This is a genomic window from Noviherbaspirillum aridicola (assembly GCF_019656455.1).
Taxonomy (GTDB): domain Bacteria; phylum Pseudomonadota; class Gammaproteobacteria; order Burkholderiales; family Burkholderiaceae_D; genus Noviherbaspirillum; species Noviherbaspirillum aridicola.
The window spans coordinates 33,652-54,785 of sequence record NZ_BPMK01000011.1 but is presented as its reverse complement, the minus strand read 5'-3'; the positions used below and the strand labels follow the sequence as shown (position 1 = coordinate 54,785).

The window sequence follows — 21,134 nt, the reverse complement described above, 5'->3', positions numbered from 1 at the left end:
GGGGTAGATGCCGCCGTGGCGCAGCTCAGGCCGGAATGTCCGGGATGAGTTGCATCTTCAGCAAAGTAATGTGGTCTTTCAATTGCAGCTTGCGCTTCTTGAGGCGCCGGACCTGCAGCTCGTCATGCGTGGCGTCTTGCGTCAGCAAGTCAATGACCGCGTCGAGATCGCGGTGTTCTACTTCGAGCTCGACGATGCGACGCCGAATGTCTTCCTGGGGGATCATGATGAGTCGCGTTTCTGCAATAGCCGTATTTTAAGAGGGAACGCCGAACAGGTGTAGCATGAGACCGGGCGGCAACAGGGGTTGGCACAGGTGTAACAAATGCAAACAGCATCGGCGGCAGGAATTCCCATGTGCAATAATTTTCGCCGTCCGGCAGTTTAATCCAGAGCCTCACATGAGCCAATACAAGATCGAAGCAGGGACCGGTCAGCATATCGGCGACCGCAGCGAGCAGCAGGACCGCGTCGCCCTGTTTACGGCGCCCCGCGCGCCCGGCTACCTGATGGCCGTCGTCGCCGACGGCATGGGCGGCATGAGCGGCGGCGCGCTCGCCGCCGAGCAGGTCATCCGCACCGCCAAGCAGGCTTTCGACCTCTTCTCGCCGCAGACGGACGATGTCGAGAAGATGCTGCGAGACATAGCGCACGAGGCACATACGGTCATCAAGCTCATCTCCATCTCGTCCGAGAAAAAACCGCACAGCACCATGGTCGCGCTTGTCCTGACGCCCGAACGCAACGCGGTATGGGCGCACGTCGGCGATTCCCGCCTGTACCGCTTCCGCGGCCCGAACTGCGCGCAGCGCACCATCGATCATTCCTACGTGGAGAAACTCGTGCGCGAGGGTCGTCTGACACCCGAACAGGCAAGGGAACACCGTCTGGCCAACGTGCTCGTCAGCGCGCTCGGCTCGCCCGAGCAGGAGCCGGAAATAGCGGTCGGTCGGCAACACGGCCTGCGCGGCGGCGATGCCTTCCTGCTATGCACCGACGGCCTGTGGCCCTATTTCGAGGATGCCGAGCTGGGTGCGGCGCTTGCGATGAACAGCCCGCGCCAGGCCTCGGAACTCTTGATCGGGAAGGCGCGCGAACGGGCCGCCGAAAAGGATGCCGACAACTGCACGCTGGCCGTCATCAAGCTTGTCGAGGTGGAGCCCTCGAAGGAATTCAACATCGGAAAAATGCGTCGGGCCATCTGACGCAGCCGGTCGGGCTCAGGGCCGGACCACCGCTGCTGGCGAAGCGGATTCACCCGCTTCTTCCCTGGCTCGGCGTTTGGCTTCCTTTTCCGCCTTGCGCCGGGCCACCTCTTCCTGGCGCGCTTTCGATGCCTGCACCTTGCGCTCGTAGGCGGCAGCCCGTGCGGCCCGCTCCGGCGCTTCGGCCTGTTCCTTGGCCTCCCGTGCCCTGAGCCTGGCCTCGTGCTCGGCGACACGCTCCTCGGTGGTCTGCGGCCGGCCTGCCGGCGCGGACTTCTCGGGCGCGGCAAGCTTCGGCTGGCGCGGCGCTGCCGGTGGCATGGCCTCGGCTTCCTGGCGTTTCGCCTCGGCCTTTTCCTGCCGGTCGGCGAGATCCGCGTCTCGCTTCTCAACCCGCGCCTGGCGCTTGATCGTGTTGGATTCCAGTTCGATCGGACGCAGGCGCTTCAAGTCCTCGCGCTGCTTGTCCTTGGCCTTGTCGATGCATGATGTGGCGAAGAACTTGGGCAGGCAGGCCTGCTCTTCCTGCTCGAAACGGGCATTGATTGCACCGCGCACGCGCGCCACTTCTTCCAGGGCCTTGTCGGCGGCCTCGACCGAGTCGATGCTGCCCTTCGGGTAACGCGCGGCCAGTTCGGCGGCGTCCTGCGCTGCGGGGGTCTGTGCCCAGGCGGCGCCGGCGGCCAGCATCAGGATGGCCGCGCGGGCCGCGGTGAAGATCGTGGATGGCTTGTTCATAAGTCAGGCGATGGAGCCGGCGACGTCGCGCCGCTCGCTTTCCATGTATTCATGAGACTGCATCTCGATGATACGCGAAACCGTCCGATGGAATTCATTCGACAGCGTGCCTTCCGTGTACAGTTCCTCGGGCTCGACCTCGGCCGACATCAGCAGCTTGACCTTGTGGTCGTACAGGACATCGACGAGCCAGGTGAAGCGGCGGGCCTCGGACGACATCGCTGCCGACATGCGCGGCACCGATGACAGGATGATGGTGTGGAACCGGCTAGCGAGCTCGAGATAATCGTTCTGCGAACGCGGGCCTCCGCACAGGGTCGCGAAATCGAACCAGACCACGCCGCCCGCGCGCCGCAGTGCACGGATCTCGCGCGCCTCGATATGAATGCGCGGGTCCTCGTCTCCGGTGTCGGCCAGCTTCGCATATGCATCGCGCAGGGCCTTGTCCGCAGCCGCGCCGAGCGGCGCATGGTAGGCCTCCACCTGGGCCAGCGCACGCTTGCGGTAGTCGTTGCCTGCGTCGACGTTCAGTACGTCCAGCCGGTCCTTGAGCAGCGCAATCGCGGGCAGAATGCGGTCGCGGTGCAGGCCGTCCGGATAGAGCGCGTCCGGGACATAGTTGGACGTCATGATGAAGGACACGCCGTTGTCGAACAGGGCCTTGAGCAGGTTGTAGAGGATCATCGCATCGGCGATGTCGGAGACATGGAACTCGTCGAAGCAGATCAGGCGGTATTTCTTCGCGATCCGCTTCGCGACTTCATCGAGGGGGTCGGCGACGCCCTTGAGTTCATCGAGCTGGCGATGGACGCCGCGCATGAACTCGTGAAAATGCAGGCGGGTCTTGCGCACCACCGGCACGACCGAATAGAAGCTGTCCATGAGGAAGGACTTGCCGCGCCCTACCCCGCCCCACATGTAGACGCCGCGCGGCACTTCCGGCCGGCTCAGGAGGCGGCGCAGCGTGCTCGATCGCTGCGACTTGTATTCGCGCCAGTCGTCATACGCCTGCTGCAGGCGTTCCACCGCGCGCAGCTGCGCCTCGTCCGACTGGTAGCCGCGCTCTGCCAGCGCGTGTTCGTAGAACTCCCTGACGTTCATATCCTTTTATTGCCCGTATCGGGCTTGTGCTGTTGCGGCGACGCCCTGCCGCGGCCGCGCTGCCCGGCGCCCGGTACTTGCGCCGGAATGTGCATGGCAACCGCAGAAAGTCTACAGGGGATTGAGTTCCACCGTCACGCGGGACGGATAGTTGCCGCCGCCGACCCGGATGGGGAAGTTGAGACCTACGCCGACGCCGACATTGCCGCCGCCTCCGCCGACTCCCAGTCCGACGCTGGAACCGAGCGGGTTGGAGGGCCCCTGGATCACTTCGGAAGTGCGATAGCCCGGCTTGTTGCAAACCACCCGGAGATTGCCGTTCGGCGTAACACCCTCGACCGTGGCCGGCGTGACGACGTTCCAGGTGCCGGCATTGGTGCTTACCGCGCAGCTCGCGCCGGTGATCTGCTCACCGCGCGATACCGTCTCGATCGTCATGCCGCCGCCACCCGACCCGGTGGTCGCGCATGCGGCTAATGCAAACGGGACCAGCAGGATCAGGTGACGCATGAGGACTCCTAGAAGTTGAGCGAGCGCTTGTCGACCGCGAGAGCGGCTTCCTTGGTTGCCTCGGAGAGCGACGGGTGAGCGTGGCAGATGCGGGCGATGTCTTCCGCCGACGCACGGAACTCCATTGCGACGACCGCTTCCGAAATCAGCTCGGAAGCCATCGGGCCGACGATGTGCACGCCCAGAATTTCATCGGTCTTGGCGTCGGCGAGGAATTTCACCATGCCCGAGGTATCGCCAAGCGCACGCGCGCGGCCATTGGCCATGAACGGGAAGGTGCCGGCCTTGTAGGCGACGCCCTCGGCCTTGAGCTGCTGCTCGGTCTTGCCGACCCAGGCGATTTCCGGGGACGTATATATGACCCAGGGGATTGTGTTGAAGTTCACATGCCCATGCTGGCCCGCGATGCGCTCGGCAACCGCCACGCCCTCTTCTTCCGCCTTGTGCGCGAGCATCGGGCCGCGCACCACGTCGCCGACCGCCCACACGTTCGGCAGACTGGTCTTGCAGTCCGCGTCCACGGCTATGAAGCCGCGCTCGTCGAGCTTGAGGCCGACGCCTTCCGCGTTGAGGCCGATGGTGTTGGGAACACGCCCGATCGAGACGATCAGCTTGTCGAACACCACCTTCTGCGCATTGCCCTTGTCGTCGGTGTATTCGACGGTGACATCCTTCTTGCCCGGGGTTATCGCACCGATCTTCACGCCGAGGTTGATCGACAGGCCCTGCTTGGTGAAGTACTTGAACGCTTCCTTGGCGATCTGCTCGTCGACCGCGCCGAGGAACGCCGGGAGGGCTTCCAGCACGGTGACTTCGGCACCGAGGCGACGCCAGACGCTGCCCATTTCGAGGCCGATCACGCCGGCGCCGATCACGCCCAGCTTCTTCGGCACGGCGTCGATCGCCAGCGCGCCGGTGTTCGACAGCACCAGCTTCTCGTCGAACGCCACGCCGGGCAGTGCACGCGGATTGGAGCCGGTGGCGACGATCACATGCTTGGCGACCAGGGTTTCCTCGGCATTGCCGCTGACCTTGATCTCATAGCCGGAGGCATCGCCCTTGACGAAGGAGCCGCGGCCATGGAAGAAGCTGACCTTGTTCTTCTTGAACAGGTAGAGGATGCCGTCGTTGTTCTGTTTGACGACGTTGTCCTTGCGCGCCAGCATCCTGGCGACATCCAGGCCCAGACCCTTGACGTCGATGCCATGCTCGGCGAAGCCGTGGCCGGCATGCTCGTAGAACTCGGACGACTGCAGCAGCGCCTTGGACGGAATGCAGCCGACGTTGGTGCAGGTGCCGCCCGGTGCCGGACCGTTCTTTGCGTTTTTCCATTCGTCGATGCAGGCGGTGGAAAAACCGAGCTGAGCAGCGCGGATGGCGGCAATGTAGCCACCGGGGCCGCCGCCGATGACGACCACATCAAAATTTTTCGACATTTGAATACCCTATTCTCGCAAGCGGATTGATCTGCGGATTGTCTGTGACGGGCAGCGCCGCGCAGCGGGAACCTGCCCGCCGCGCGACGCCGCCTGCGCGTCTTACAGGTCCAGCAGCAGGCGTGCCGGATCTTCCAGCGCTTCCTTCATGGCCACCAGGCCGAGGACGGCTTCGCGGCCGTCGATGATGCGGTGGTCGTAGGACATCGCCAGGAAGTTGATCGGGCGGATCACGATCTGGCCGTTTTCGACGACCGGACGATCCTTGGTCGCGTGCACGCCGAGGATGGCCGATTGCGGCGGGTTGATGATCGGCGTCGACAGCATGGAACCGAACACGCCGCCGTTGGAGATCGAGAAGGTGCCGCCGGTCAGTTCGTCGAGCGTCAGCTTGCCGTCCTTGGCCTTGGCGCCAAACTCGGCGATCTTCTTTTCGATCTCGGCGATGGTCATCTGGTCGGCGTCGCGCAGGATCGGCACGACCAGGCCGCGCGGCGAACCGACGGCGATGCCGATGTCGAAATAGCCGTGGTAGACGATGTCGGTGCCGTCGACCGATGCGTTGAGGATCGGGTACTTCTTCAGCGCCGCGACCGCCGCCTTCACGAAGAAGGACATGAAGCCCAGCTTGACGCCGTGCTCCTTCTCGAACTTGTCCTTGTACTTGTTGCGCAGGTCCATGACCGGCTGCATGTTGACTTCGTTGAAGGTGGTCAGGATGGCGTTGGTCGACTGCGATTGCAGCAGACGCTCGGCGATACGCGCGCGCAGGCGGCTCATCGGCACGCGCTCCTCGGGGCGGTTGCCGAGGTTCGGGGCCACCGGTGCCGCGACCTGCTGCAGCGCCGGGCGCGCGGCCGCGGCGGGAGCCGGCGCAGGCGCCGGGGCTGCCTTGTTCTCGAGCGCGCCGATGACGTCGCCCTTGGTCACGCGGCCGTCGCGGCCGGTGCCGGCGACCTGGCTTGCCGACATGTTGTTATCGGCCAGCATCTTCGCGGCGGCCGGCATCGCGATTGCGCCAGCCGCGGGTGCGGCGGCTGCGGCGGGCGCCGGCGCGGGGGCCGGTGCCGGCGCGGGAGCGGCGGCTGCGGGCGCGGCGGCGCCAGCCTTGGCTTCGGTATCCAGACGCGCGATCACCTCGCCCGCCACGACCGTGCTGCCGTCACCCTTGAGGACTTCCACCAGCACGCCGGCGTCGGGCGCGGGCAGCTCCAGCACCACCTTGTCGGTCTCGATGTCGATCAGGTTCTCGTCGCGGGCCACTGCCTCGCCGACTTTCTTGTGCCATTGCAGCAGGGTTGCTTCGGCGACCGATTCCGACAGCTGCGGTACTTTCACTTCGATAATTGCCATGTAACACTCCGTTTCGGTTTGTTCTAACGGCGCGCCAGCTTCTAGCGCGCCGCCGGTTGTTTTACTTCGTCAGGACGAAGCCCTTGAGCTTCGAGAATGCGGTTTCGATCAGCGCCTTCTGCTGCGCATAGTGCTTGTCGTAGTAGCCGACGGCGGGCGATGCGCTCGCCGGACGGCCTGCGTAGGCAAGCTTCTGGCCCTCTTCGAGGTTCTCGAAGATGTTGTGCTGGATCTGGAACCATGCACCCTGGTTCTGCGGCTCGTCCTGCGTCCACACCAGCTCGGTGAAGTTCGGGAACTTCTTGAGCTCTGCCGCAAAGGCCTTGTGCGGGAACGGATAGAGCTGTTCGACGCGGATGATGGCGATATCGGAGACACCGCGTTCCTTGCGCGCGTTGACCAGGTCGTAGTAGACCTTGCCGGAGCAGGCCAGTACGCGCTTGACCTTCTTCGGATCGATCTTCTCGTCGACCTCGCCGATGACGGTCTGGAAGCTGCCCTTGGCGAGTTCGGTCAGCGGCGAGCCGGCATCCTTGTTACGCAGCAGCGACTTCGGCGTCATGATCACCAGCGGCTTGCGGAACAGACGGATCATCTGGCGGCGCAGCAGGTGGAAGATCTGCGCGGCCGTGGTCGGCTGCACAACCTGCATGTTGTTGTCGGCGCACAGCTGCAGATAGCGCTCCATGCGCGCGGACGAGTGCTCCGGGCCCTGGCCTTCGTAACCGTGCGGCAGCATCATGACCAGGCCGGAGGCGCGGCCCCATTTCACTTCGCCGGAGCTGATGAACTGGTCGATGACGACCTGCGCGCCGTTGGCGAAGTCGCCGAACTGGGCTTCCCAGATGGTCAGTGCGTTCGGCTCCGCGGTCGAATAGCCGTACTCGAAGCCGAGCACCGCTTCTTCCGACAGCACCGAGTCGATCACGGTGAACGGCGCCTGGTTGTCCGCCACGTTCTGCAGGGGGATGAAGGTGCCCGCGTCCCAGCGCTCGCGGTTCTGGTCATGCAGGACCGCGTGACGGTGGACGAAGGTGCCGCGGCCGGCGTCCTGGCCGGTCAGACGCACGGCGTAGCCGGACGCCACCAGCGAGGCGTAGGCGAGATGCTCGCCCATGCCCCAGTCGAGGTTGAGCTCGCCGCGTCCCATCGCGGCGCGGTCGGCCAGCACCTTCTCGACCAGCGGATGCAGCTTGAAGTTTTCCGGCACCTTGGTGATGCGTTCCGCCAGGCGCTTGAGTTCGGCGATCGGCACCGCGGTGTCGGCGGCGTCGGTCCACTTGCGGTTCAGGAAGGGCATCCAGTCGACCGCATACTTGCTCTTGAAGTTGGAGATGACCGGATCGACCGTGTGACGGCCGGCGTCCATCGCGTCGCGGTAGGCCTTGACCATCGCGTCGCCCTGCTCGGCCGGAATGGTGCCCTGGGCGATCAGCTTGTCGGCGTAGACCTTGCGGGTGCCCGGATGCTGGCCGATCTTCTTGTACATCAGCGGCTGGGTCAGCGCCGGGGTGTCCTGCTCGTTGTGGCCGAGTTTCCGGAAGCAGATGATGTCGACGACGATGTCCTTCTTGAACTCCATGCGGAAATCGAGCGCGATCTGGGTCGCGAACACGACTGCCTCGGGGTCGTCGCCGTTCACGTGCAGCACCGGCGCCTCGATCATCTTGACCACGTCGGAGCAGTACAGGGTGGAGCGGGAATCGCGCGGATCGGAGGTGGTGAAGCCGATCTGGTTGTTGATCACGATGTGCACCGTGCCGCCCGTGCCGTAGCCGCGGGTCTGCGCGAGGTTCAGCGTTTCCATGACCACGCCCTGGCCGGCGAATGCGGCATCGCCGTGCACCAGGATCGGCAGCACCTGGGAGCCGTCCTTGTCGCCGCGACGGTCCATGCGCGCCTTGACCGAGCCTTCGACGACCGGATTGACGATCTCGAGGTGCGACGGGTTGAAGGCGAGCGACAGGTGGACCGGGCCGCCGGGGGTGGAGATGTCGGACGAGAAGCCCTGGTGGTATTTCACGTCGCCGGCCGGCAGGTCGTCGGCATGCTTGCCTTCGAATTCCGCGAACAGGTCCTGCGGCATCTTGCCGAGGGTGTTGACCAGCACGTTCAGACGGCCGCGATGGGCCATGCCGATAACGATCTCCTGCACGCCGCGCTCGCCGGCGCGCTGGATGGTCTCATCCAGGGAGGCGATGAAGCTCTCGCCGCCTTCGAGCGAGAAGCGCTTCTGGCCGACGTAGCGGGTATGGAGGTAGCGCTCGAGGCCTTCGGCGGCGGTCAGGCGGTCGAGGATGTGGCGCTTCTTCTCGGCGCTGAAATTCGGGGTGGAACGCACGGACTCGAGACGCTCCTGCATCCAGCGCTTCTGCGCAGGGTCGGAGATGTACATGAACTCGGCGCCGATCGAGCGGCAGTAGGTGTCGCGCAGCGCCTGCGTCAGATCGCGCAGGGTCGCGGTCTCGCCGCCGAAGTAGGTATTGCTGATGTTGAACACGATGTCCATGTCGGCATCGGTGAAGCCGTAGAACGACGGTTCGAGCTCGGGAATGACCGGGCGCTCCTGGCGCTGGAGCGGATCCAGGTTGGCCCAGCGGTTGCCGAGGAAACGGTAAGCAGCGATGAGCTGCGTGGCCGCGACGCGCTTGCGGCCCATCTCCACATCCTGCGAGGCGACCACGGTGCGGATCGGGCCCTGCTTCGCGCGCTCGGCGAAGGAGGCGATCACGGGCGCGTGGGCGACGTCGGGCTTTGCGCTGCCGTCGACGGCAGGCACATGCTGCATCGCGTCAAAGTAGGCGCGCCAGTTGTCGGGGACCGAGCCGGGATTGTTGAGGTAGGCTTCGTACAGTTCTTCGACGTACGGAGCATTGCCTCCAAACAGGTAGGAGTTGGAGAAGTACTGCTGCATCATCTTGCTCACCTTTCTTCGCGTTTCGCGAGATTAGCGGGTTGAGTTAACCTTCCGCGACACGGCCTGACCGGTTAGCGGATCGCACATCAAGTTGTGGGGGAAGGGCTATTGACGACCTGAGGGCGGTTCCAAAAATGGACGCGTTAGCATAGCACATTTGTTTGGCAACAAAAAAGGCGAGGCCTTGCGGGCTCGCCTTTTTCATCGCTTCACGCCGGTGCTCAGGCGCGCTTGTCCATGGCGGGCACGTCGCGCTTGGGCGAGCCCACGAACAGCTGGCGCGGACGGCCGATCTTCTGCTCCGGATCGGAGATCATTTCGTTCCACTGCGCGATCCAGCCGACGGTACGCGCCATCGCGAAGATGCCGGTGAACAGCGAGACCGGGATGCCGAGCGCGCGCTGGACGATGCCCGAGTAGAAGTCGACGTTCGGGTACAGCTTGCGCTGGACGAAGTAGTCGTCTTCCAGTGCGATCTTCTCGAGCGCCATCGCCAGCTTGAACAGCGGGTCGTCGTGGAGGCCGAGCTCGTTCAGCACTTCGTGGCAGGTTTCGCGCATCAGCTTGGCACGCGGGTCGTAGTTCTTGTACACGCGGTGGCCGAAGCCCATCAGCTTGACGTTGGAGTTCTTGTCCTTGACCTTGGCGATGAATTCGCCGATGCGCTCCACCCCGCCCTGGCGCTGGATGTCTTCCAGCATGTTGAGCGCGGCTTCGTTCGCGCCGCCGTGCGCCGGGCCCCAGAGGCAGGCGATGCCGGCAGCGATACAGGCGAACGGGTTGGCGCCGGACGAGCCCGACAGACGGACGGTCGAGGTCGAGGCGTTCTGCTCGTGATCCGCGTGCAGGATCAGGATGCGGTCGAGCGCGCGCACCAGCACGTCGTTGACCTTGTACTCCGCGCAGGGCGTCGCGAACATCATGCGCATGAAGTTGGCGCTGTAGGACAGGTCGTTGCGCGGATAGATGAACGGCTGGCCGATCGAGTACTTGTAGGCCATCGCGACCAGGGTCGGCATCTTGGCGATCAGGCGGATCGCGGACACTTCGCGGTGATGCGGATCGTTGATGTCGAGCGAGTCGTGGTAGAAGGAAGCCAGCGCGCCGACGGTGCCGACCAGGACCGACATCGGGTGCGCGTCGCGACGGAAGCCGCGGAAGAAGAATTGCATCTGCTCGTGCACCATGGTGTGGTTGGTCACGGTGTTGACGAACTTCTCCTTCTGCGCCGCGTTCGGCAGTTCGCCGTTGAGCAGCAGGTAGCAGGTCTCGAGGAAGTCGCAGTTGACCGCGAGCTGCTCGATCGGATAGCCGCGGTACAGCAGCTCACCCTTGTCGCCGTCGATGTAGGTGATCGAGGAGTTGCAGGCGGCGGTCGACATGAAACCCGGATCATAGGTGAACTTGCCCGTGGCGCCATACAGCTTGCGGATGTCGATGACGTCCGGACCGATGGAGCCCTTGTAGATGGGCAGTTCCAGCGACGGCGAGCCGTCGGAGAACGATAGGGTTGCTTTGGTTTCTGAGTTGGTCATGTCTCTTCCTTCTAGTGAGGAGGGGTGAGTCGATTGTAAAAAAACCGAAGTACAAACGCCGTATCAGCCTGTGGCCGGCTGTTTCAGGCGGCGCGCAGTCTCGTCAGCAACGCATGGACATGCGGAAGATCCACATCGCCCGTAGGTTCCTTACGCGCCAGAAGCAAGTCCATCAAATCGTTGTCGGCCAGGTCCATCAGGCGCGAGAACGCGTCGACCTCCTCGTCGGTCAGTTCGGCTTCATGTGCATCGAGAAAACGCGTGATGATCAGGTCGTTTTCAAGAAGCCCGCGACGGGCGCGCCAGCGCAGGCGTGCGCGCTTGACCGGGTCGGATTGATGGGTGGATGACATATTTTCCCGTTCACTCTATTTCATGAACCCGCACAGCCCCTGCCGGCGGGCTCATGAAATAGGCGGAAAGCCCTGGGACTCTCCGCCGGACGCGGCTTAGACAGCGCGACGCACCATCAGCTCTTTGATCTTGCCGATCGCGCGCGTCGGGTTCAGGCCCTTGGGGCAGACGTCGACGCAGTTCATGATCGTATGGCAACGGAACAGGCGGTACGGATCCTCGAGGTTGTCGAGGCGCTCGCCGGTGGCCTGATCACGGCTGTCCGCGATGAAGCGGTAAGCCTGCAGCAGGCCGGCCGGGCCGACGAACTTGTCCGGGTTCCACCAGAACGACGGGCAGGAGGTCGAGCAGCAGGCGCACAGGATGCACTCGTACAGGCCGTCCAGCTCCTCGCGCTCTTCCGGCGACTGCAGACGCTCTTTCTCGGGCGGAATGCTGTCGTTGATCAGGTAGGGCTTGATCGAGTGGTACTGCTTGAAGAACTGGGTCATGTCCACGATCAGGTCGCGGATCACGGGCAGGCCGGGCAGCGGACGCAGCACGATCGGCTCGGTCAGTTCGTTCAGGTTGGTGGTGCAGGCCAGGCCGTTCTTGCCGTTGATGTTCATCGCGTCGGAACCGCACACGCCTTCTCGGCAGGAGCGGCGCAGCGCGAGGGAGTCGTCGACGTCGGCCTTGATGCGCTGGAGCGCGTCCAGCAGCATCTTGTCGGTGTCCTGCAGCGTCACCGTCAGATCCTGCATGTAGGGCTTGTCGTCCTTGTCCGGATCGTAACGGTAGATCTTGAATTTGAGGGTACGTGCCATGTTCTTACCTTAGAAAGTACGGGCTTTAGGCTTGAAGGTTTCCACGGTCAGCGGCTTGGTATTGACCGGCTTGTAGTCCAGACGATTGCCTTCGGAGAAGAACAGCGTGTGCTTCATCCAGTTTTCGTCGTCGCGCTTCTCGTAGTCGCGGTGTGCGTGCGCGCCGCGGGATTCCTTGCGCGCTGCTGCCGATATGATGGTTGCCTTCGCGGTTTCAATCAGATTGTCCAGTTCCAGCGCTTCGACGCGCGCGGTGTTGAACACCTTGGACTTGTCCTTGAACGAGACGTGCTTGCGGCGCTCGTCGAGTTCCATGATTTTCTTGACGCCGGTCTGCAGCAGCTCGTCGGTGCGGAACACGCCGCAGTTCTGCTGCATGGTCGAACGGATGGCGTTGGCCACGTCCTGCACGCGCTCGGAACCGGTGCTGTTTTCCAGGCGCGCCATGCGCTCGAGTGCGCGGTCGGCGGCGTCGGCGGGCAGCGGCTTGTGGCTCTTCTGCTTGAGGTTGGACGCGACGATGTGGTTGCCGGCGGCACGGCCGAACACCACCAGGTCGAGCAGCGAGTTGGTGCCGAGGCGGTTGGCGCCGTGCACCGAGACGCAGGCGCATTCGCCGATCGCGTACATGCCGTTGACGACTTCCTGCGCGCCGTTCTTCGGCGCCACGACCTGACCGTTGATGTTGGTCGGGATGCCGCCCATCTGGTAGTGGATGGTCGGGACGACCGGGATCGGTTCCTTGGTGGCGTCGACGTTGGCGAACTTGTGGCCGATTTCCAGGATCGAGGGCAGGCGCTTCTTGATGGTGTCGGCGCCGATGTGGCGCAGATCCAGCAGCACGTGGTCCTTGTTCGGACCGCAGCCGCGGCCTTCCTTGATTTCCTGGTCCATCGAGCGGGACACGAAGTCGCGCGGCGCCAGGTCCTTCAGCGTCGGCGCGTAGCGCTCCATGAAGCGCTCGCCGTTGGCGTTGATCAGGATGCCGCCTTCGCCGCGCACGCCTTCGGTGATCAGCACGCCGGCGCCGGACACCCCGGTCGGGTGGAACTGCCAGAACTCCATGTCCTGCAGCGGCAGGCCCGCGCGCGCCGCCATGCCCATGCCGTCGCCGGTGTTGATGAAGGCATTGGTCGATGCCGCGAAGATGCGCCCTGCTCCGCCGGTGGCGAACAGGGTGGTCTTCGCTTCGAGAATCATGACGTCGCCGGTTTCCATCTCCAGCGCCACCACGCCGAGCACGTCGCCGTCCTGGTCGCGGATCAGGTCGATCGCCATCCACTCGACGAAGAAGTGGGTGCGGGCGCGCACGTTGCGCTGATACAGGGTGTGCAGCAGTGCATGGCCGGTACGGTCGGCGGCGGCGCAGGCGCGCTGCACCGGCTTTTCGCCGAAGTTCGCGGTATGGCCGCCGAACGGGCGCTGATAGATCGTGCCGTCCGGGTTGCGGTCGAACGGCATGCCGAAGTGCTCAAGCTCGTAGACGACCTTGGGCGCCTCGCGGCACATGAATTCGATGGCGTCCTGGTCGCCCAGGTAGTCCGAACCCTTGACGGTGTCGAACATGTGCCAGTACCAGTTGTCTTCCGACATGTTGCCCAGCGAAGCGCCGATGCCGCCCTGGGCAGCCACGGTGTGCGAGCGGGTCGGGAAAACCTTGGACAGAACCGCGACGTTCAGGCCCGCTTCGGCCAGCTGCAGCGAGGCGCGCATGCCGGAACCGCCGGCACCGACGATCACCGCGTCAAAACGGCGGACGGGAAGGGATTGTTTGATTGCTACCACGATTACGCTCTCCAGATAATTTGTGCGGCCCAACCGGCGCATCCGACCAGCCACAGGATCGTGGCAGCATGGAACGCGAGTCGCAGAGCGATCGAGTTCGAAATGTAGTCCATCCAGATGTCGCGCATGCCTACCCACACGTGGTAGAACATCGAAGCGAAGGTAGCGAAGGTCACGATCTTGAACCACTGCTGCGCGAACAGCCCGGCCCAGCCTTCATAGCTGAAGTTGTTGCCCGTCAGGAAAACCACCAGCAGGATAACGGTGTACAGCGCCATGACGATGGCGGTCAGCCGTTGCGCGAGCCAGTCGCGCAGACCGTAATGCGCGCCGACGACGAGGCGCTTCGGTCCGATATTGTTATTGTTTGCCATGTTTAGAATGCTCCGAACAGTTTCAGGCCGATCAGCGCGGTCAGCGTCAGGCTGATCGCGAATACTGCAACCGAAGTCTTGCGGCCGCTGTCCTTGTCAAGCGCGAAGTGGAAGTCGAGGAACAGGTGGCGGATGCCCGCGGTGAAGTGATGCAGGTAGGCCCAGACCAGGCCGAGAATGACGAGCTTGACGAACCAGTTCGAGACGAAGCCCTTCATGTACTCGAACGAGATTTCCGACGTCAGGCTTTTGTCGAGCAGGTAGAGCACGAACGGCAAAAGCACGAACATCAGCAAGCCGCTGATCCGATGCAGGATCGAGATATAACCGGCCAGCGGCAGCCGGTACTGAACGGCCTGAGCAAAGCTCATGACCCCATGGCGCCGGACTTTCTTCACGGCTTCAGACATGACAACACCTCCCAGGGCGATAAAAATCCCGTAATTTTCGCCGATTTTTGTGCGGCACACCAACTGTTAAATTTACAGAAAGCAATCAATTCCGTCTGTCAATCGGGGAAAAATCGAATTGCCCTCATCCCGCCGCTCAGCTCAGCTCGTTCAGATAATGATGGCGATCGGTGAGATACAAACCGCGCCTGACCTCCACCGGACGGTCGCCGTAGGTGTAGGACACGCGCTCGACGCCGAGCAACGGTGTATTTTGCGCGATATTGAGCAACTCTGCTGTCGACTCGTCGGCAGAGACGGCACGGATCTTTTCAGTGGCGCGAATCATGCGCGTGCCGAACTCGGTCTCGAACAGGCCGTACATCGGCCCCTTGTATTCGACGAGACGTTCGGCGGTCAGTCCCTTGAAGATGGAACCGGGCAGCCACAGCTCTTCGACGATGGTCGGAGCGTGATCGAATGCCTGCACGCGCTTGATGTAAATGACGGAATCGCCCGACTTGATATCCAGTAGCCGCGCCACTTCTGCGGGCGCGCGCAGTCTCTTGACTTCCAGGATCCTGTTGTCGGCATAATGCGGCTCGCCGGCATCCGGCATCAACCGCAAGAAACGGAATTGCGCACGCGCTTCGTGATGCGTGGCGACGAAGGTGCCCTTGCCCTGGCGGCGCACCACCAGGTTTTCGGCGGCGAGCTCGTCGATCGCCTTGCGCACCGTTCCCTGACTGACCTTGAAACGGTTGGCAAGCTCGACTTCGCTCGGAATCAGCTCGCCCGGCTTCCACTCGCCCGACTGCAGGCTCTGGGTGATCAGGGCCTTGATCTGCTGGTACAGCGGACTGAAGGTGGGAGAACTTCCGGGAGCGGAACCGCCTGCCCCTGCTGCGGGAGCGCCGTTGTTCGACGGGTTGGACGTGGCGGTAGACATGAACCGGATTTCACCACAAAAGCCCCTTTGCCGTCTAGCAAAAACTGATAGGTTTTATGTCTTATATAAGATAGATGAGGCGCATTGACATACTGTCCACCGCGGCCTACACTCGCGACGAGATTTGCTGGCGGCAAGCCCTGACGCCCGAGGAGTTTCAAAGGTATCATTACAGGCTTGCCAGAAGTTGAGACAGATTTCGCCAGCTTCATCCGTTTTCCTTCCCACTTTGGAGATTCACCATGGCTAAAGCCCCCATGCGCGTTGCCGTTACCGGCGCCGCCGGCCAGATCGGCTACTCCCTGCTGTTCCGCATCGCCAACGGCGATATGCTGGGCAAAGACCAGCCGGTCATCCTGCAACTGCTGGAGATCCCCGACGAGAAAGCCCAGAAGGCGCTCAAGGGCGTGATGATGGAGATCGACGACTGCGCATTCCCGCTGCTGGCCGGCATGACCGCACATAGCGACCCGATGACGGCGTTCAAGGACGCCGACGTCGCCCTGCTGGTCGGCGCCCGTCCGCGCGGCCCCGGCATGGAGCGCAAGGACCTGCTGGAAGCCAATGCGCAGATCTTCACGGTGCAGGGCAAGGCGCTCGACGCCGTCGCTTCGCGCAACGTCAAGGTGCTGGTGGTCGGCAATCCGGCCAACACCAATGCCTACATCGCAATGAAGTCGGCGCCGAATCTGCCGGCCAAGAACTTCACCGCCATGCTGCGTCTGGATCACAACCGCGCGCTGTCCCAGCTGGCCGCCAAGGTCGGCAAGCCGATCACCTCGATCGAGAAGCTGTGCGTGTGGGGCAACCACTCCCCGACCATGTACGCCGACTTCACCCATGCGACCGTCGACGGCCAGCCCGCCAAGGCGCTGGTGAACGACGAAGCTTGGACCAAGGACGTGTACCTGCCGACCGTCGGCAAGCGCGGCGCGGCCATCATCGAAGCCCGCGGCCTGTCCTCGGCGGCTTCCGCGGCCAATGCAGCCATCGACCATGTGCGCGACTGGGTGCTCGGCACCAACGGCAAGTGGACCACCATGGGCATCCCGTCCGATGGTTCCTACGGCATCCCGGAAGGCATCATGTTCGGCTTCCCGGTGACCACCGAAAACGGCGAGTACAAGATCGTCCAGGGCCTGCAGATCGACGCCTTCTCGCAGGAGCGCATCAACCTGACGCTCAAGGAGCTGCAGGAAGAGCGCGACGGCGTAAAGCACCTGGTCGGCTAACACCGGCAACGGAACGGCGGCATCAGCCGCCGTTCTTTTTCCTGCTACCTGAACGCTCATGCATCCGTCCGAAGTTTTGTTCCAGGGCGAACGGCAGCCGGTCTCGATACCGGTCTGCGACCACTATGCCGGCTCGGAAAAGCTGATGCGCCGGTCGCTCGCCCTGCAGCAAAGCCTTGGTCCGGTGTTCGACATCACCTTCGACTGCGAGGACGGCGCCGCCGCCGGCAACGAGGAAGCGCACGCCCGGCTCGTGGCGTCGCTGATCAACTCGGACGACAACCGGTTCAAGCGCGTCGGCGCCCGCGTCCACGATCTTGCCCATCCCGCCTTCGAACAGGATGTCGCCATCATCTGCGGCGAGTCCGCAAGCCGGCTCGCTTACCTGGTACTGCCCAAGGCCGAGGGCCTGGACGACGTGCTGCGCGGGCTGGAGACGGTCAACCGCCACGCCCTGCCCGCCGGCCGCACGGACCTGCCCGTCCATGTGCTGATCGAGACCCATGGCGCGCTCGAAGACGTGCACCGCATCGCCGCCCTGCCTCAGGTCGAATGCCTGTCGTTCGGGATCATGGATTTCGTGTCCGCCCACTACGGCGCCGTGCCCGCATCGGCGATGCGCTCCCCCGGGCAGTTCAGCCATCCGCTCGTCATGCGCGCCAAGCTGGAAATCGCCGCCGCCTGCCATGCGCACGGCAAGACGCCCTCGCACAACGTGACGACCGAGATACGCGATCCGCAGGCCGCCGGACAGGACGCGGCACGCGCGGCGGCGGAGTTCGGCTATACCCGGATGTGGAGCATCCATCCGTCGCAGATCGAAGGCATCGTCAAAGCCATGTCGCCCGACAGTGCCGAGATCGCGGAAGCCGCGGCCATCCTGTCGGCCGCCAGGGATGTGGCGTGGGGACCCATACAGCACCAGGGAAGACTCCACGACCGCGCCAGTTACCGCTACTATTGGATGATTCTGCAGCGCGCGCATGCCGCAGGCATGCCCTTGCCAGAATCATCAGGGAGTCTTTTTCAACACCGCGGCGCATAGAACAGGAAGCTCGAGTCCGGCGCACCACAGAGGAAACATTCGATGAAAACCATATCCGCCATCATCCTGGCCCTCGCCGGCCTGACCTGCGCAACCGGCCCGGCGTTCGCAGAAGAGACCAAGCCGGTCAAGAAGGCCGTCGCCAAGAAGAAGCAGGCAGCCAAGGAAGAGGAAGCCAAGGCCGACGAGAAGGAACCCGATGTCGGCGGCATGACCCCGGTCGCCTACGATTGCGAACTCGGCAACAAACTCACCATCTACAACAATGCGAGCGACGATCAGCAGATCTCGCTGCGCTGGAACAAGCGCCTGCATCAGCTCAGCCGGGTCGGCACCACGACCGGCGCCCATCGATTCGAAGACAGCAAGAATGGCCTGGTCTGGATCGGCATCCCGGCCAAGGGCATGCTGCTCGATTCGAAAAAGGGCAAGCAGCTCGCCAACGAATGCCGCACCGCCGAGCAGGCGGCGCAGCTCTCGGCGGAGAAGCGCTGACGCGGCGGGGTGCGGCCGGGAGGAACAGGCCGCCGCCGGCATGATGATTTTTCGACCACAGCTGTTCAGTTCTAATAAACAAGGAGTGACTACATGTCCCGCAATACTCTGAACACCCTCAAGGAATTCCCGATCTCCGGATCAAAAAAAGGCAGGCTCTACTCACTTCCGGCGCTCGGGGAAGCCCTCGGCGTGGACGTCTCGAGACTGCCGGTATCGATCCGGATCGTCCTTGAATCCGTTCTGCGCAATTGCGACGGCAAGAAAGTCACCGAGGAGCATGTGCGGCAGCTGGCCAACTGGGCGCCCAATGCCTCGCGCACGGACGAAATCCCCTTCGTCGTCGCGCGCGTCGTGCTGCAGGACTTTACCGGCGTGCCGCTGCTGGCGGACCTCGCCGCGATGCGCGGCGTGGCCCAGAAAATGGGCAAGACGCCCAAGAACATCGAACCGCTGGTACCGGTGGACCTGGTGGTCGACCACTCGATCCAGGTCGACCATGCGCGGGTCAAGAATGCGCTCGATCTGAACATGAAACTGGAATTCCAGCGCAACAACGAGCGCTACCAGTTCATGAAGTGGGGCATGCAGGCTTTCGACACCTTCGGCGTGGTGCCCCCCGGCTTCGGCATCGTGCACCAGGTGAACCTGGAGTACCTGGCGCGCGGCGTGCACAAGAAGGATGACGTGTACTACCCCGACACCCTGGTCGGCACCGACTCCCATACCACGATGATCAACGGCATCGGCGTCGTCGGCTGGGGCGTGGGCGGCATCGAGGCGGAAGCCGGCATGCTCGGACAGCCGGTGTATTTCCTGACGCCGGACGTCATTGGCGTCAACCTCAAGGGCCAGCTGCGGGAAGGCGTGACGGGTACCGACCTGGTGCTCACCATCACCGAGATGCTGCGCCGCGAAAAGGTCGTCGGCAAGTTCGTCGAGTTCTTCGGCGAAGGCCTGGCCTCGCTGTCCACCACAGACCGCGCCACCATCGGCAACATGGCGCCGGAATACGGCGCCACCATGGGCTTCTTCCCGGTCGACGAAGCCACGATCGACTACTTCCGCGGCACCGGACGCAGCAAGCAGGAGATCGATGCCTTCGAATCCTACTTCCGCGCCCAGAACATGTTCGGCATCCCGAAGGAAGGCGAGATCGACTATACCAAGGTGCTCACCCTCGACCTCGCCACCGTGGCGCCGTCGCTGGCCGGCCCGAAGCGCCCGCAGGACCGGATCGAGATCGGCCACGTGAAGTCCAACTTCGCCGACCTGTTCTCCAGGCCCGTCGCGGAGAACGGCTTCAACAAGAAGCCGGAAGACCTCGACGCCGAATACAAGACACGCGACGGCGTGACGCTGAAGAATGGCGATGTGCTGATCGCGGCCATCACCTCCTGCACCAACACCTCCAACCCGAACGTGATGCTGGCCGCGGGCCTGCTGGCGAAGAAGGCGGTCGAGGCCGGCCTGCAGGTGGCCCCGCACATCAAGACCTCGCTCTCCCCCGGCTCGCGCATCGTCACCGACTATCTCAAGTCCGCCGGCCTGCTGCCCTACATGGAAAAGCTCGGCTTTGTCGTCACGTCCTACGGCTGCTCGACCTGTATCGGCAACTCCGGGGACCTGACGCAGGAACTCAACGACGCGATCGTCGAGAACGATGTGGTGGCCGCCGCCGTCCTCTCCGGCAACCGCAACTTCGAGGCCCGGATCCATCCGAACATCCGCGCCAACTTCCTCGCCTCGCCGCCGCTGGTGGTCGCTTACGCGATCGCCGGCACCGTGACCCGCGATCTGATGACGGAACCGGTCGGCAAGGGCAAGGGTGGACGCGACGTCTACCTTGGCGACATCTGGCCGACCTCGGCGGAGATCAATCAGCTGGTCGCCAAGTTCGCAATGAACCCGACCAAGTACAAGCAGAACTATGCCGAGGTGCAGGCGGCGCCGGGCGAACTCTGGCAGAAGATCAAAGGCATCGCCCAAGGCGACGTCTACAACTGGCCGAAGTCGACCTATATCGCCGAGCCGCCCTTCTTCGAGGGTTTCGACATGCAGCCGAAGGCGGCGGCGACCGCGATCCAGGGCGCCCGCGCACTCGGCGTGTTCGGCGACTCCATCACCACCGACCACATCTCCCCGGCCGGCTCGATCAAGGAAACCAGTCCGGCGGGCAAGTGGCTGCTGGAAAATGGCGTGCTCAAGGCTGACTTCAACTCCTACGGTTCGCGCCGGGGCAATCATGAAGTCATGATGCGCGGCACCTTCGCCAACGTCCGCATCAAGAACCTGATGATCCCGCCCAAGGCCGACGGTTCGCGGGTCGAGGGCGGCATCACCGTGCACCAGCCCAGCGGCGAGCAGATGTCGATCTACGACGCCGCCATGAAGTACATCGGCGACGGCGTGCCGACCATGATTTTCGCGGGCGAGGAATACGGCACGGGCTCGTCGCGCGACTGGGCTGCCAAGGGCACCCAGCTGCTCGGCGTCAAGGCCGTCGTCGCGCGTTCCTTCGAGCGCATCCACCGCTCCAACCTGGTGGGCATGGGCGTGCTGCCGCTGCAGTTCCTGGGCGACGACAGCGTGGAGTCCCTCGGCATCACCGGCAAGGAAAGCTTCGACCTGCAGGGGATCGGCGACGACATCAGGCCGCAGCAGCAGGCGACGCTGGTCATCCGCCGCGAGGACGGCAGCACCCAGGAAGTGAAGGTGCTGCTGCGCATCGACACTCCGATCGAGGTCGACTACTACAAGCACGGCGGCATCCTGCCCTTCGTGCTGCGCCAGTTGCTGGCCGCGTGATGCGCGGCGCCGCCTCCTGCGGCGGCGCCATGCAAGCCCGGTGTAAGGATCGGGCGGTATCCTCCGCATCAAGATAAACGCCGGCATGCCGGCGTTATTTCC

19 protein-coding genes are annotated in these 21,134 nt (G+C 63.6%); 5 read left to right on the top strand and 14 right to left on the bottom strand.

The genetic code is table 11. The annotated features are described in order from the left end of the window. Window positions 1–25 precede the first annotated feature (25 nt). A complete protein-coding gene (locus tag NCCP691_RS13250; RefSeq protein ID WP_220809021.1) occupies window positions 26–226 on the bottom strand; it encodes a YdcH family protein in 201 nt (66 codons plus the stop codon). A gap of 175 nt (window positions 227–401) precedes the next feature. Here NCCP691_RS13250 and NCCP691_RS13245 point away from each other — a divergent pair, with 175 nt between their 5' ends. Next, window positions 402–1,205 carry a PP2C family protein-serine/threonine phosphatase gene (locus NCCP691_RS13245; protein WP_220809020.1) on the top strand — a complete coding sequence of 268 codons (804 nt, stop codon included), beginning with the start codon at window positions 402–404 and terminating at the stop codon, window positions 1,203–1,205. Between the two features lie 15 nt (window positions 1,206–1,220). On the opposite strand, the gene NCCP691_RS13240 is transcribed toward NCCP691_RS13245, so the two are convergent. From NCCP691_RS13240 to NCCP691_RS13180, 13 genes are all read right to left on the bottom strand, one after another. Continuing rightward, on the bottom strand, window positions 1,221–1,943 hold the full coding sequence (locus NCCP691_RS13240; protein WP_220809019.1) for a hypothetical protein: 723 nt from the start codon (window positions 1,941–1,943) through the stop codon (window positions 1,221–1,223). Between the two features lie 3 nt (window positions 1,944–1,946). After that, window positions 1,947–3,044 carry a cell division protein ZapE gene (gene zapE / locus NCCP691_RS13235; RefSeq protein ID WP_220809018.1) on the bottom strand — a complete coding sequence of 366 codons (1,098 nt, stop codon included), beginning with the start codon at window positions 3,042–3,044 and terminating at the stop codon, window positions 1,947–1,949. A gap of 111 nt (window positions 3,045–3,155) precedes the next feature. Beyond that, window positions 3,156–3,554, bottom strand: a complete 399-nt coding sequence (locus NCCP691_RS13230; protein ID WP_220809017.1) for a hypothetical protein — start codon at window positions 3,552–3,554, stop codon at window positions 3,156–3,158. Between the two features lie 8 nt (window positions 3,555–3,562). Continuing rightward, window positions 3,563–4,990 (bottom strand): dihydrolipoyl dehydrogenase, encoded by a 1,428-nt coding sequence (gene lpdA, locus NCCP691_RS13225; protein ID WP_220809016.1) that lies wholly within the window; start codon window positions 4,988–4,990, stop codon window positions 3,563–3,565. 102 nt (window positions 4,991–5,092) lie between these two features. Then, window positions 5,093–6,343 carry a 2-oxoglutarate dehydrogenase complex dihydrolipoyllysine-residue succinyltransferase gene (gene odhB, locus NCCP691_RS13220; protein WP_220809015.1) on the bottom strand — a complete coding sequence of 417 codons (1,251 nt, stop codon included), beginning with the start codon at window positions 6,341–6,343 and terminating at the stop codon, window positions 5,093–5,095. 61 nt (window positions 6,344–6,404) lie between these two features. Beyond that, window positions 6,405–9,260, bottom strand: coding sequence for a 2-oxoglutarate dehydrogenase E1 component (locus NCCP691_RS13215; protein ID WP_220809014.1), 2,856 nt, complete (start codon window positions 9,258–9,260; stop codon window positions 6,405–6,407). A gap of 221 nt (window positions 9,261–9,481) precedes the next feature. Further along, window positions 9,482–10,795 carry a citrate synthase gene (gltA, locus tag NCCP691_RS13210; RefSeq protein ID WP_220809013.1) on the bottom strand — a complete coding sequence of 438 codons (1,314 nt, stop codon included), beginning with the start codon at window positions 10,793–10,795 and terminating at the stop codon, window positions 9,482–9,484. 83 nt (window positions 10,796–10,878) lie between these two features. Beyond that, window positions 10,879–11,148, bottom strand: a complete 270-nt coding sequence (locus NCCP691_RS13205; RefSeq protein WP_220809012.1) for an FAD assembly factor SdhE — start codon at window positions 11,146–11,148, stop codon at window positions 10,879–10,881. A gap of 96 nt (window positions 11,149–11,244) precedes the next feature. Next, complete coding sequence (locus NCCP691_RS13200; protein WP_220809011.1) at window positions 11,245–11,955, bottom strand: succinate dehydrogenase iron-sulfur subunit; 711 nt, start codon at window positions 11,953–11,955, stop codon at window positions 11,245–11,247. 9 nt (window positions 11,956–11,964) lie between these two features. Further along, window positions 11,965–13,740: a succinate dehydrogenase flavoprotein subunit gene (sdhA, locus tag NCCP691_RS13195; RefSeq protein WP_220809010.1), complete on the bottom strand. Its 1,776-nt coding sequence runs from the start codon at window positions 13,738–13,740 to the stop codon at window positions 11,965–11,967. Between the two features lie 2 nt (window positions 13,741–13,742). Next, a complete protein-coding gene (gene sdhD, locus NCCP691_RS13190; RefSeq protein WP_220809009.1) occupies window positions 13,743–14,114 on the bottom strand; it encodes a succinate dehydrogenase, hydrophobic membrane anchor protein in 372 nt (123 codons plus the stop codon). A 2-nt stretch (window positions 14,115–14,116) separates the two neighbouring features. After that, window positions 14,117–14,524 carry a succinate dehydrogenase, cytochrome b556 subunit gene (gene sdhC, locus NCCP691_RS13185; protein WP_220809008.1) on the bottom strand — a complete coding sequence of 136 codons (408 nt, stop codon included), beginning with the start codon at window positions 14,522–14,524 and terminating at the stop codon, window positions 14,117–14,119. A gap of 136 nt (window positions 14,525–14,660) precedes the next feature. Beyond that, the gene (locus tag NCCP691_RS13180) at window positions 14,661–15,452 is read right to left on the bottom strand and encodes a GntR family transcriptional regulator (RefSeq protein WP_220809007.1); all 792 of its coding nucleotides are present in this window, start codon (window positions 15,450–15,452) and stop codon (window positions 14,661–14,663) included. Window positions 15,453–15,694: 242 nt separating this feature from the next. Between NCCP691_RS13180 and NCCP691_RS13175 the strand changes: the two genes are divergently transcribed. The 4 genes from NCCP691_RS13175 (at window position 15,695) to acnA (ending at window position 21,032) form a co-directional block, all read left to right on the top strand. Continuing rightward, complete coding sequence (locus NCCP691_RS13175) at window positions 15,695–16,684, top strand: malate dehydrogenase (protein WP_220809006.1); 990 nt, start codon at window positions 15,695–15,697, stop codon at window positions 16,682–16,684. A gap of 58 nt (window positions 16,685–16,742) precedes the next feature. Next, the gene (locus NCCP691_RS13170) at window positions 16,743–17,729 is read left to right on the top strand and encodes an HpcH/HpaI aldolase/citrate lyase family protein (RefSeq protein ID WP_220809005.1); all 987 of its coding nucleotides are present in this window, start codon (window positions 16,743–16,745) and stop codon (window positions 17,727–17,729) included. A gap of 42 nt (window positions 17,730–17,771) precedes the next feature. Next, entirely contained in the window at window positions 17,772–18,224 is a 453-nt protein-coding gene (locus tag NCCP691_RS13165) for a hypothetical protein (protein WP_220809004.1), read from the top strand. Between the two features lie 93 nt (window positions 18,225–18,317). Further along, entirely contained in the window at window positions 18,318–21,032 is a 2,715-nt protein-coding gene (acnA, locus tag NCCP691_RS13160; RefSeq protein WP_220809003.1) for an aconitate hydratase AcnA, read from the top strand. Window positions 21,033–21,134 lie beyond the last annotated feature (102 nt).